This is a genomic window from Bacillus sp. J14TS2, assembly GCF_018333015.1.
Classification (GTDB): Bacteria; Bacillota; Bacilli; order Bacillales; family Bacillaceae_C; genus Lederbergia.
On sequence record NZ_BORE01000002.1, the window covers coordinates 1 to 13,195 of the forward strand.

A 13,195-nucleotide genomic window follows, 5' to 3' on the forward strand; every position below is an offset into this window, starting at 1 on the left:
AACCTCCTATTTTTAGTGAGTGGGTGATGAGATTGAGTTCCCTGTTAGGTACTTTAATCTTACATGAAGTCGCTGGGGATTTTTTATGTTTCTTTTTGGTAATTACATTATTTCATACACCAGGAAATTATAAAATTCTTGGCTTGTGGATAAGTTGTAATTTTGAGTTTTGCCATCCAGCTCCAGCACCTAGCCCCTCGAGGTCAAATAACCCTGAACCTATGAAGGGAAAAAGCCCCTTCCTAGGTTCAGGAACATTTGCTTGTCGGGGCTTACCAAGGCGCTTGCGCTTTTGTTCTTTTGTTCAACCATTCGTAAGTCCCCACTTAGAGACGATAAGATTCCAGAGAAGTCTAAGTAAGAGCTTCCTATTTATAAAGGAAAAGAAGACCACAGACTAATACCGAATGTCTGCACGTCTTCATCTACAACCTGCCTGCCAAAGCGAGGGGATCTTAAGTATTTGTATTTTTGTTGCATTTATTGTTTTGTTGCATTTTGTTGTTGACTTTGCTGTGTCTGCATCGTAATATCATATTTAGTAAGCGCTTACTAAAAATCCAAAAAAGAGGGAGGGGTATTATGATAAAATTTGGAAAATTTATTATTATTAATCTATTAGGGATAATGCTTATTCTCGTTCTGACTGCCTGTAAATCAGAACGAGGGGCGGTGAAGAGTGAGACCGATAATGTTGAAGCATCTGAAGATAACCCTGTAGAAGATATTACCTTAAACGTTGTTTATCCTGACGCATGGGAAGAAAAACGGTTTAATGAGGAGATTAAGGAGCCAGTTGAGAGAGAATTTCCTCATATTAAACTAAAGTATCTGGATCAACCGATTGAGGATTTGCTGGCCAAGAAAATTATGCCTGACATCATTTTTTTGGGGAATCCTTCAGGACTGCCCAATTTTACAGAGCATGGATTAACGATGGATATGAGTGAGTTAATTGAGAAACATGATTTTGATTTAAATAGAATTGAACCAAGCCTTTTAGCTGAATCACGGATGTTCGCTGATGGCAATTTGTACACATTACCATATACTCGAGGAATCACAGTGTTGCACTATAATAAAGACATTTTTGATATGTTTGGTGTAGACTACCCAAAAGATGATATGACTTGGGATGAGATCATTGATTTGGCCGCTAAATTGACTGGAGAAAAGAATGGTGTGCACTACTATGGATTACAAATTCCATATGCAAGTATTATGTTAGACCAACGCGGTGTACCAAAAGTGGATCCAGAAACAGATGAGCCAACATATACAAGTGAGAAATATATGCCGCTATATCAGGAGTATCTAAGAAAGATGGAACGTGTATATTCAATCCCGGGCAATGTACCGGAAGGTGATGATGATAGGGATCCTAGCATCGGGCCATTCTTCGGGGACCGGAACGTGGCGATGAACCCAATTTGGTCGCAAGTTGAACTTTTTTCCGAAGACGAAGGTTTCAACTTTGATATTGTGACATATCCTAATTGGAAAGATCGTCCTGGCATTTCACGGCCTTCAAGATCGGGAAATATCGGTGTCGCATCATCTTCCGTACATCCTGATGAAGCATTTAAAGTGATTGCATATTTATTTACAGATGAGATTCAACGGACGACGGCCAGAAAAGGCCGTGCATCCTCATTGGCCGATCCGGCAATAAATGATGACTACCTAGGTGACTTAATCGAAGAACGCCCATGGATGGAGGAGCTGAATATCGATGCAATGACGAAGCACTCCTATCCGACGGATTTGGATCGCTTTTCTCCGTATGAGGAGGATGCTTACGCGGGTTTAGAAGAGAGGTTGCTAGACGGGGTAGACATTAATACGATTTTAAGAGAAGCTCAAGAGGAAGCGGAAACAACGGTAAAGGAAGCGAAGGAAAAGAAATAGTAAGAGCCTGGATCAGAAACAGTTTGGAAGGATTATATTGAAGGGTGGAAACACCTCTTAATCTAGGACACATACAGAGTGAACAGGCAGTTATTGAAGTTTTGTCTCACAGAAGATGGTACAGAAAACTATGGTTTTTGATGATATTTCTTAAGGCTCGCATTTTTTAAATAGCAACAAACTTTATGTCAACAGCCACTTACTTTCAAAGTGGCTGTTTTAAGTTATATTTACTCTTTTCTCTCATGGATTAAATAATTGATTAAATTCTGTTTTCCTTTCCTATAATGGGAAGGGAGGTGGTTAAATGGCGGGAAGCATATTTTTACTTTTTATTTGGGTAATATGGATTTTTGCTACCTTTTTAATGGACAAACAAGAAGTACACCGATGGACGATAGCCATATTTGCACTTGTGATGATTATTTGTCTACCGATAAAGCTATCTTTAAATGGCTTTATGATTAGTGGGCAGAGCCTAGTTGTCTTAATCACTTGTTATCTGATCATGGTGAAGCTATCTTTTAAAAAGCAAGTTGTCTTACTTATAGCCGTTGTTTCTCTTATATTGGGGTACACGGGCGCCCGATTATTCGAATTATTTGATCCGATTTTAATGATAGTGGACAGAAAGATTTTACTGTCTTTTATATTGATTGTAGTGAGTTATATTGTTTACCCATTTAATTTTTTAGAAAGAGCCTTATTTATTTGCCTCGGTGTTTTACAGGGGGATTTTTTATTGGCTATTATATTATCTAAGTGGGAAATCCCTTATGTAATCGGCTCTCTGGAAATACTCGATATTTTATCGATTACTATTTTTACAATGATCATAAGCTATATTTTCTCGAAAATTCTCGTGCTAATGAGAGTAAATAAAAACAAAAAAGTTTTACATTAAATTGTCCATTACTATTTTTTCGGCTTTCAGGACGACTTGCGCTTGCTCGCAGGATGCGAGCCCATCGGCGAAGACATGCAGACGGGGTGTTCTTCGTTGGTGTTCCACTAAATAACCTGAGCCAATAAAAGGCTTGTCGGAGGCCAACAGGATGTTGGTCAGAAAGGCGTTGCGACGTACAGGATGTACTAGTGCAGACGAAACGGCAGGACGTCGCGTTTGAGTCTGCCGCCAGGATGGCACGTTTTTAGACGGTTCAGAAAGTTTGTACGTCACTAAACGGGCGCTTGCGCTTTTGTTCTTGTCTAAGATTTTATAAAATGGTATATTGTGGACTATACGTCTAGCTTGAGTATAATAAGATGAGGAGTAGGGTGTCAATTTACTGAGCAAACAAATATTGAAAGATGTTCTGAAATTTCCACCAAACTTTCTGAGAATGAAAAAGTTTTTGAAATTGACTTGAAGTGAGTGATGATAATATGGCTAAGGCTACTGTTGCAATTGTAGGACGTCCTAATGTAGGAAAGTCTACGATTTTTAATAGAATTGTTGGGGAGCGGATCTCCATTGTAGAAGATTCACCAGGTGTAACGCGAGATCGGATTTACGGGACGGGTGATTGGCTCACACATGAGTTTCACCTGATTGATACAGGTGGAATCGATCTAGGAGATGCTCCTTTTTTAGTCGAAATTCGTGAGCAAGCTGAATTAGCCATTGAAGAAGCAGATGTCATAATTTTCATTGTAAGTGCTCGAGAAGGTGTCACATCTACAGATGAGGAAGTTGGAAAGATTTTATTTCGCTCGAAAAAACCGGTTGTTCTAGCAGTTAATAAAGTGGATAATCCGGAGATGAGAACAGATATTTTTGAGTTTTATTCTCTTGGTTTTGGAGAACCTTTTCCAATCTCTGGCTCTCATGGACTTGGGCTAGGAGACATGCTAGATGAGATTGTACGACATTTTCCAAGCGATTTGGAAGAAAATGAAGATGAGGATATTATCAAATTTAGTCTAATTGGCAGACCAAATGTGGGAAAATCCTCAATTGTGAATGCGTTTCTTGGTGAAGACCGTGTAATTGTTAGCGATATTGCTGGTACAACAAGGGATGCGACCGATTCTTCCTATGAATTTGAAGATCAAAGGTACACGATTATTGATACGGCTGGAATGCGGAAAAAAGGAAAAGTGTATGAGAAAACAGAAAAATATAGTGTATTGAGGGCTCTAAAGGCAATTGATCGTTCAGATATAGTTCTGGTTGTGTTGAATGGGGAAGAAGGAATTTTGGAGCAAGACAAAAAGATAGCTGGTTACGCCCATGAAGCCGGTAGAGGAATCGTCATTGTGGTCAATAAATGGGATGTTGTCGAAAAAGACGACAAAACGTTGAAAAACTTTGAAGAAAAAATTAGGGCCCATTTTCAGTTTCTTGATTATGCCCCGATTGTCTTCGTATCTGCGAAAACGAAGAAGAGACTTACGACGCTACCTCCTATTATTAAAATGGTGAGTGAGAATCACTCCTTACGTGTCCAATCAAGCGTTTTGAACGAGATTATTATGGATGCGATTGCCCGTAATCCGGCACCAACTGATAAAGGTCGTAGGTTAAAAATCTTATACGCTACACAGATTGGAGTCAAACCACCCACTTTTGTTGTTTTTGTGAATGATCCCGAGCTCATGCACTTTTCTTATGAACGATTTTTGGAAAATCGGATTCGGGAAGCATTTGGGTTTGAAGGAACTCCGATAAGGATGATTGCTAGAGCGAGAACGTAAGACTTAATAACTACAGAGTAGGTGAATGTTTTGGCTAATGAAAAAGAAAAGCTTGCGGTGATTGGGGCTGGCAGTTGGGGAACAGCTCTAGCTCTCGTATTAGCTGATAATGGGCATGAAGTAATATTATGGACGAGAAATGATGAACAAAAGCAGGAAATAAATACAAAACATGAGAACTCAAAATACCTCGCAGGAATTTCCTTGCCGGAAAATATTATTGCGTCCACTTCATTGGAGAAGACACTTGCAGGAGTAAAGACTGTGATTATGGCTGTACCAACAAAAGCAATTAGAGAGCAATTGAGAGCGATTCTGACCTTCCAGCAAAGTCCATTAACGTTTGTTCATGTTAGCAAAGGAATAGAACCAGATACGCTGTTACGTATTTCGGAAATGTTTGAAGAAGAAGTCGAAGAAAATATTCTTAAAGATATCGTCGTGTTATCAGGACCAAGCCATGCGGAAGAAGTTAGTTTAAGACATCCTACGACAGTGACGGTTTCGTCTAAAAATATGGAAGCAGCAGAATATGTTCGTGATCTATTTATGAATCAGAACTTCCGAATCTACACAAATCCAGATTTAATTGGAGTAGAAATTGGAGGAGCATTAAAGAATATTATTGCGCTTGCAGCAGGAGTGTCTGATGGATTAGGCTTTGGGGATAATGCTAAGGCTGCCCTAATTACAAGGGGACTGGCTGAAATCTCTCGTCTTGGTACAAAGATGGGGGCCAATCCACTAACATTCTCCGGTCTAACAGGTGTTGGTGATTTAATTGTGACATGCACAAGTGTTCATTCGCGGAATTGGCGAGCCGGGAATATGCTTGGACAAGGACAAAATTTAGAAGATGTACTCGAAAAAATGGGGATGGCAGTGGAGGGTGTAAGAACTACGAAGGCTGCTTATCAACTTGCTCAAAAATATCATTGTCAAATGCCTATCACTGAAACGTTGTATCATGTGTTATTTAATAATGTAGAGCCCAAACAAGCTGTCGAAAGACTAATGGCACGCCTAAAGAAAAATGAAATGGAAGAACTTGTGGATATTTTAAGTGCACAAATGGAACAGCGGTGAGATGGGCAAGAGATGGTGCGTTATTGCGTTTTGTTGCATATACTAACTTTGAAGCGATCATGCTTGAACTACTGGCATGGGTACTGGGTTGTCACTATGGAGCAAGGAAATTTCCTTTGCTTCATATTTTTTTATGTTATTCAAGAACAAAAGCGCAAGGCGCCCGCCTATCGGCGACAAGCAAATGTTCTGAGACAAAGAAAGGCGTTCTTTGCCTTTCATTGGCTCAGGTTATTTCGTGGAACATCGGCTAAGGTCGCCACGTCCGCATGTCTTCGCCGATGGACTCGCTCCTGCGAGCCTCGAGCCGATGGCGCCTGGAGCTAGACACCAACTGTAAGGTAAGCTAGTTATTCAAAGGCTACAATTTTATAGCTTCCTAAGCTAGAACAAAAGCGCAAGCGCCTTGATTTAACGTAGAACAGCTTCAGACCGCCCTATTGGCGATGTACGTTGTTGCCGTTGTCTGAATAGCATCTGCGAGCCTCTCGTGGCTAGGTACTGGAGCTGGATGACGGTGGCATAAGTAAGTTATCTACAAGCTAGGATTTTATAATACACTAGGCAAGAGCGAAATTAGTGTTCAGTTTTCACATTGTTTATTTCTATATCTGGAAAAATGTTATAATAAAAATGAAATTTCATTCAGTCTGGGGCTAATGCCAGTTGATTCAAGTTAACATAAACCTTAAAAATGAAATTTTCCAAACAAATGAGATAAAGAGTAACGGAGGAAAAATGATGTCAGTGTCTATGCAAAAGATGTGGATTTCAATAATAGGTATGGGCTTATTTGCAATAGCTATGTTTGCAATGTATTTAGTCCGTTATAAACTGAAAAATAGGTGGATGAAAGTGATTATAGGTATTATTGGTTGGTTGTGTTTGATTATCGGAGGTCTCATCACATTATTTATAGTGCTGTCAGGTCCAACTTACTAAATTTCACTAGATTCTTATGAGTGGTGTGAGTAATTGAAAGGATGAACATGGATGTCATTACGTTTTATTATGCCATTACTTCTTATATTGTTATTATCAGGTTGCATGTATCCGGATGAAAGAAAAGCTGAAAATAAGATCCCGTACGAAGATCAACTTGAGTCAGTTCAAAAGGCAGTGAACCAATATCAAGATGAAAAAGGTGGAATTTTACCGATTAAAACTCGGGATCAAGACACACCTATATACATAAAGTACCCCATTGATTTTTCAGGAATTGTACCGAATTATCTATCTTCACCTCCAGGAAATTCATTTGAGAGTGGAGGGGTTTTTCAGTATGTGCTTATAGATGTGGAAACTGATCCTACCGTAAAATTAGTGGATTTGAGAATAGCTGAAAAAATAAGAGAAATAAAAATTAGGCTACAATCACATAAATATCCTCCATTTAAGGAGGCAATAGCAGATAATGTCTACTCGATTGATTTTTCGAAGTTAGGTTATAAAAATGAGCCATATATTACATCGCCTTTTAGCCAAAACAATTTATCTTTTGTTATGGATGGAAAAGGAGAAATATATGTTGATTATATAAGTGATTTGTACCAAGCGTTAAAAGAAGGGTCTGAATCCTATCAAACTGGTGATAATATAGTTGAAATTCTTACGAAAGATTCTCCTTTTGTTCCAGCATATTCTTTACCTTACACAATCGATGAAAACAATGAACCGATTTATATGGCTAAATAGGAATATTCCTTCTTTCACTAAATATAATGTGGAAGAAGGATTTTTTAATTGGTAATAATTATGGTCATATGAGAATCGGACAACATCATAAACATATATTGACGAGCATCTATTATGGTTTGTCCCTTGAACTTAATGATAGGAGGGAACCTCTTGGAAAAGGTGGATATTTTTAAAGATATTGCGGAAAGAACGGGCGGGGACATCTATTTGGGAGTAGTAGGAGCTGTTCGTACAGGTAAGTCCACATTCATTAAGAAGTTTATGGAATTAGCTGTTCTACCGAATATTAAGAGTGAAGCAGATCGAGCACGGGCTCAGGATGAGCTGCCACAAAGTGCGGCAGGAAGAACGATTATGACAACTGAACCGAAATTTGTCCCCAATCAGGCAGTTACTGTTCAGGTGGATGAGGGGCTAGAAGTAAATGTAAGGCTTGTAGATTGTGTTGGGTATACAGTCCCAGGGGCAAAAGGCTATGAAGATGAGAACGGGCCGAGAATGATTCACACACCATGGTATGAAGATCCCATCTCATTTCACGAAGCAGCTGAGATTGGAACACGAAAAGTTATTCAAGAACACTCTGTGTTAGGTATTGTTATTACAACAGATGGCACCATTGGTGATATTCCACGTAGTGATTATATTGATGCAGAAGAACGTGTGATAAATGAGCTGAAAGAGGTAGGAAAGCCATTTATAATGGTGATTAATTCTTCCCGTCCGCATCACACTGAAACAGAGGCACTGAGAAAGGAATTAGAAGATAAATATGATATCCCTGTACTTGCTATGTCTGTTGAGGGGATGAGAGAAGAGGATGTCATGAGTGTCCTCAGGGAGTCTCTCTATGAATTCCCAGTCCTTGAAGTAAATGTGAATTTGCCAAGCTGGGTCATGGTTTTAAAAGAAGATCATTGGTTAAGAGCTAACTATCAAGAAGCTGTAAAAGAAACAGTGAAAGACATCAAACGTTTACGTGATGTTGATCGTGTTGTCCAGCAATTCTATGAATATGATTATATCGATAATGCTGGTATGGCAGGAGTAGATATGGGGCAGGGCATCGCTGAGATTGATTTATTTGCCCCAGATGAACTTTATGATGATGTGTTAAAAGAAATTGTGGGAGTAGAGGTTAGAGGGAAAGACCATTTGTTAGAATTAATGCAAGATTTCGCGGATGCGAAAAGAGAATACGATCAAATCTCAGATGCGTTGGTGATGGTGAAACAAACGGGTTACGGGATTGCGGCTCCCTCCTTAACAGATATGAGTCTTGATGAGCCTGAGATCATTCGTCAAGGATCAAGATTTGGTGTTAGGTTAAAAGCCGTAGCCCCTTCTATCCATATGATTAAGGTGGATGTTGAATCAGAGTTCTCGCCAATTATTGGAACAGAGAAACAAAGTGAAGAACTTGTCCGCTATTTAATGCAGGACTTTGAAGATGATCCATTATCCATCTGGAATTCAGATATTTTTGGTAGAAGTCTAAGCTCGCTTGTGAGAGAAGGAATACAAGGGAAAATTGCCATGATGCCAGAAAATGCTCGGTATAAACTAAAGGAAACACTCGAAAGAATTATTAACGAAGGATCAGGAGGCTTAATTGCCATTATTTTGTAAAGAAAATGAAAAGCTTGTAATACTAAATTAAAGTTTGTGAATACATTAAATTTAATGAATGAAACGCGTGGTAACGCACTTTTTATTAAAAAAGATGCCGAATTTGACGAAATTCGGCATCTTTTCCATTTTTCGCCGCATTAATTCTTGCTAACCGATATTTATTATGTTAATCTTTTAAACAGAATTGCTGATGAATCCCTGATTTCCAGCAATTGTGATAGGATTTCTGCCGTTGCATGTTTAGAAATTCATAAAATTGTTTACAAATGTAATAGCGGTTGAGAAACTTGGTTTCTCTATTTTCTTAGAAGGAGGTGAATGGCATGAACAAAACTGAACTTATTAATTCTGTTGCCGAAGCAGCTGAGCTTTCTAAAAAGGATGCAACTAAAGCAGTTGATGCCGTATTTCAATCAATTCAAGATACATTGGCGAATGGCGATAAAGTAGCATTGATTGGTTTTGGAAACTTTGAAGTGCGCGAACGTGCAGCACGTAAAGGTAGAAACCCACAAACTGGTGAAGAAATTGAAATTGCAGCAAGCAAAGTTCCAGCTTTCAAACCAGGTAAAGCATTAAAAGATGCTGTAAAATAATATTTTTACATACATTCTTGTGAAAGAGTGTAGGGAGGAACTGTCTATTTAGGCAGTTCCTTTTTATATTGCAAACAATTTGTGGTACTATGTACAATAAAATAGCGGATGCTTTATTCCACATTAATGGGCACTAATCCCCCTCACTGATAGAAATTTCACTTTATGAATATGAATGCATAGAATTGGATATTGATTAAGAATAAGATGAAAGCGAAAGGAGTGTAATGATTGAAGGAACAGTCGGATTTTATTATTATTAAATCGCTAGAAGATGGTGTGAATGTAATTGGACTCACAAGAGGGTCCGATACTAAATTTCATCATGCAGAAAAGCTAGATCAAGGAGAAGTGATGATTGCTCAATTTACTGAACATACTTCTGCTATTAAGGTTAGAGGAGAAGCCAAGATTTTAACGGCTTTTGGCGAAATAGATAGTGAAAGAACAAAATAGCCTCTTAATAGACAATCGCCATACTCCGCACCATTATGTTATAATGAATTTTGTGCAGAAAGGAACATATTGATTAATGCGATAGAAATGAGGCTTACTAAATGGCGGTTTTTAATTATGAGCAACAAATTCATAACTTAAAGAAAAGGGTTGAAAAAAAGAGCTTTCATCCTTATTTCAGTCAATACGTGAAACCGTCGATGATTGATGAAGACCGAATTCTTTTTTTGGTCCATTCCTTACGAAATGCAGATTTTCAAAAAGAAGAAATGGATACATATATTTCAGCGGCTATGCTTGCTCATTATGCGATTGATATGCATGAGAAGGTAACAGAACACCAGCTAACAACTGTAAAAGAAAAACAGCTCAAGGTTTTGGCTGGTGATTACTATAGCGGTCTATACTATAGTTTATTAGCTGGATACCAAAATATAGAATTAATTAAAAACTTAGCAGATGCGATTAGGATAATAAATGAACAAAAAATAAGTATTTTTCAAATGGGTGAGGGGAATGATCACCTATTTATGAAATGTATTAAACAAGTGGAATCCATCCTGCTTACGAAATTTAATGATCATTTTGATCAGGCATCACATTATAACGAATTGATCGAGGAATTTCTATTCTTAAAAAAACTATTAAATGAAATCAGAAATATGAGAGAAGGTAAGAAAAACCTATTTTTCGAAAGCTTGGCAGGCTGTTGCTTACCTCATGTTCCTGAAACAACTACCCTTGAAAGTATTTGCTTTAAGTATGCTACCGAATCAAAAATAAAGCTTGAAGATATCATGAAGTCCTTGCCTAATTTACCTGCAATTGTGAAAACACGATTGAATCAGTTGAATCGTCATTACTTTGATCTCTCAAGCCTGCGGGTGGAGGAAAGATAATGGTACAACCAAAAGAAGAGCATGTTCATAGCGTCTTTGAAAATATCTATCAAAATTATGATAAGATGAATTCAGTTATCAGTTTCCAGCAACATAAAAAATGGCGAAGAGAAACGATGAAGAAAATGAATGTCCAGCCTGGTCAGAGTTGTTTAGACCTTTGCTGTGGCACAGGGGACTGGACGATTGCTTTGGGAAAAGAAACAGGACCCGAAGGGAAAGCAATTGGACTAGATTTCAGTCATAATATGTTGCATGTAGCGGAAGAAAAGATCGAGCATGAACAATTAGCAAATGTTGAACTTGTTCAGGGGAACGCTATGGAATTACCTTTTGAAGATAATCAATTTGATTATGTCACAATTGGTTTCGGTCTACGAAATGTCCCTGATTATGAGCAGGTTCTACAAGAAATGGAACGAGTTTTAAAGCCGGGGGGAATGGCTGTATGCTTGGAAACGTCTCAACCGAATCTTCCTGTGTATCGCCAAGGCTATTATATTTATTTTCGATTTTTAATGCCGCTTATGGGCAAGTTCTTGGCGAAGAGCTTTAAAGAGTATTCTTGGCTGCAAGAATCTGCACGCGATTTTCCCGGAATGAATCAATTGGCCCAATTGTTTTGGAGAGTAGGATTCGTGGATGTGATCTACAAATCTTTTACAGGCGGTGTCGCAGCGGCCCATATCGGAATAAAAAAGAAATAATAACCCAGGTGGAAATGAAATGAAAATTAATTTAATAAATTCTCCCTTAAAAACAGATCTAGAATTAATTGAAACCGAATTGGAAGCATCGATCCATTCCGATATTGATTTATTGCAACAGGCATCCATTCAATTATTAAAGGCTGGGGGAAAACGAATTCGCCCGATCTTTGTTCTTCTATGCGCAAAATTCGGGACTTATAATATACATACTGTTAAAAATGCTGCCATAGCTTTAGAACTTATTCATATGGCTTCTCTAGTTCATGACGATGTGATTGATGAGGCTGATTTAAGAAGAGGCCAAGCAACGATTAATTATACATGGAACGATAGGGTAGCAATGTATACTGGTGACTATATGTTAGCAAGATCTCTCGATTATATGACGAATATTAAAGATTCCATTGCTCATCGTACTTTGGCAAAAGCGATTGTTGAAGTGTGCAAAGGAGAAATTGAACAAATAAAAGACAAATATCGTTTTGATCAAAATATAAGAGATTATTTGCGCAGAATAAGGAGGAAAACAGCTTTATTAATTGCTGTAAGCTGTGAACTCGGTGCCATTGCAGCAGGTGCAGACGAAAAAACATACAAAACACTTTATCGATTCGGCTATTGTATCGGAATGTCTTATCAGATTATTGACGATATCCTTGATTTTATTGCTACAGAAGAAACCTTGGGCAAACCTGCTGGAGAGGATTTACGGCAAGGCAATATTACGTTACCTGCCCTTTATGCTATGGAAGATAAACAGCTTCGAAAGCAAATCTTAAATGTCAGTGAAGATATTGATAAACGAGAAATGAAGCACATTATTACCCAAATAAAAAATTCACCTGCAATTGAAAAATCATATGATGTAAGTCAAAAATATTTAAACAAAGCGTTGCTTTTACTGAATGATCTCCCGGCAAATCCTGCAAAAAAAATGTTACAAGATATTGCAAAATATATTGGCAAGAGAAAATATTGAGAGCATTGCCAATAATAGGAAATAGTGGTATTATTTTGATAAGTTTTGTCAATTGTAATCGATTTTTAGCAGGAGGATCTAATAATATGGAAAAAACATTTTTGATGGTAAAACCTGATGGAGTTCAAAGGGGATTGATTGGAGAAATTATATCTCGCTTTGAAGCAAAGGGCTTTCAATTAGTTGGCGCAAAGCTAATGTCCATTTCTGAGGAACTGGCGGAAAGCCACTATGCAGAACATAAAGAACGACCTTTTTTCCCAGGACTCGTTCAATTTATTACCTCTGGCCCCGTATTTGCGATGGTTTGGCAAGGGGAGCAGGTCATTGCAACTGCAAGGCAAATGATGGGGACAACAAATCCGCAAGAGGCAGCACCAGGTACGATTCGCGGAGATTTTGGTTTAATTATGGGGAAAAACATTATTCATGGCTCTGATTCTGTGCAAAGTGCTGAAAGGGAAATAAAACTTTTCTTTCGAGATGACGAACTCGTGGAATATTCAAAACTCATCAATAATTGGATTTATTAAT

Annotated in this window: 13 protein-coding genes; all 13 read left to right on the forward strand. The window is 38.1% G+C overall.

From position 1 onward, the window contains the following. The first annotated feature begins 582 nt into the window (after positions 1 to 582). On the forward strand, positions 583 to 1,908 hold the full coding sequence (locus tag KI375_RS02600; RefSeq protein WP_212972018.1) for an ABC transporter substrate-binding protein: 1,326 nt from the start codon (positions 583 to 585) through the stop codon (positions 1,906 to 1,908). Between the two features lie 307 nt (positions 1,909 to 2,215). After that, positions 2,216 to 2,812, forward strand: a complete 597-nt coding sequence (locus KI375_RS02605) for a YphA family membrane protein (protein WP_212972019.1) — start codon at positions 2,216 to 2,218, stop codon at positions 2,810 to 2,812. Between the two features lie 482 nt (positions 2,813 to 3,294). After that, the gene (gene der, locus KI375_RS02610; protein WP_212972020.1) at positions 3,295 to 4,605 is read left to right on the forward strand and encodes a ribosome biogenesis GTPase Der; all 1,311 of its coding nucleotides are present in this window, start codon (positions 3,295 to 3,297) and stop codon (positions 4,603 to 4,605) included. A 30-nt stretch (positions 4,606 to 4,635) separates the two neighbouring features. Beyond that, positions 4,636 to 5,691, forward strand: a complete 1,056-nt coding sequence (locus KI375_RS02615) for an NAD(P)H-dependent glycerol-3-phosphate dehydrogenase (RefSeq protein ID WP_212972021.1) — start codon at positions 4,636 to 4,638, stop codon at positions 5,689 to 5,691. A gap of 666 nt (positions 5,692 to 6,357) precedes the next feature. After that, a complete protein-coding gene (locus KI375_RS02620; protein ID WP_244852218.1) occupies positions 6,358 to 6,633 on the forward strand; it encodes a DUF2768 domain-containing protein in 276 nt (91 codons plus the stop codon). Positions 6,634 to 6,684: 51 nt separating this feature from the next. Further along, positions 6,685 to 7,386 (forward strand): hypothetical protein, encoded by a 702-nt coding sequence (locus KI375_RS02625; protein WP_212972022.1) that lies wholly within the window; start codon positions 6,685 to 6,687, stop codon positions 7,384 to 7,386. A gap of 153 nt (positions 7,387 to 7,539) precedes the next feature. Beyond that, a complete protein-coding gene (gene spoIVA / locus KI375_RS02630) occupies positions 7,540 to 9,018 on the forward strand; it encodes a stage IV sporulation protein A (protein WP_212972023.1) in 1,479 nt (492 codons plus the stop codon). 326 nt (positions 9,019 to 9,344) lie between these two features. Next, positions 9,345 to 9,617, forward strand: a complete 273-nt coding sequence (locus tag KI375_RS02635) for an HU family DNA-binding protein (protein WP_057988285.1) — start codon at positions 9,345 to 9,347, stop codon at positions 9,615 to 9,617. A 231-nt stretch (positions 9,618 to 9,848) separates the two neighbouring features. Beyond that, positions 9,849 to 10,073: a trp RNA-binding attenuation protein MtrB gene (gene mtrB, locus KI375_RS02640; RefSeq protein ID WP_207452271.1), complete on the forward strand. Its 225-nt coding sequence runs from the start codon at positions 9,849 to 9,851 to the stop codon at positions 10,071 to 10,073. A gap of 101 nt (positions 10,074 to 10,174) precedes the next feature. Beyond that, positions 10,175 to 10,972 (forward strand): heptaprenyl diphosphate synthase component 1, encoded by a 798-nt coding sequence (locus KI375_RS02645; protein ID WP_212972024.1) that lies wholly within the window; start codon positions 10,175 to 10,177, stop codon positions 10,970 to 10,972. Beyond that, positions 10,972 to 11,679, forward strand: coding sequence for a demethylmenaquinone methyltransferase (locus tag KI375_RS02650; protein WP_212972025.1), 708 nt, complete (start codon positions 10,972 to 10,974; stop codon positions 11,677 to 11,679). The genes KI375_RS02645 and KI375_RS02650 overlap by 1 nt, the downstream gene beginning before the upstream one ends. A 19-nt stretch (positions 11,680 to 11,698) precedes the next feature. Further along, on the forward strand, positions 11,699 to 12,661 hold the full coding sequence (gene hepT, locus KI375_RS02655) for a heptaprenyl diphosphate synthase component II (protein ID WP_212972026.1): 963 nt from the start codon (positions 11,699 to 11,701) through the stop codon (positions 12,659 to 12,661). Positions 12,662 to 12,747: 86 nt separating this feature from the next. Next, positions 12,748 to 13,194, forward strand: a complete 447-nt coding sequence (gene ndk, locus KI375_RS02660; protein ID WP_207452275.1) for a nucleoside-diphosphate kinase — start codon at positions 12,748 to 12,750, stop codon at positions 13,192 to 13,194. Position 13,195: the final 1 nt, after the last annotated feature.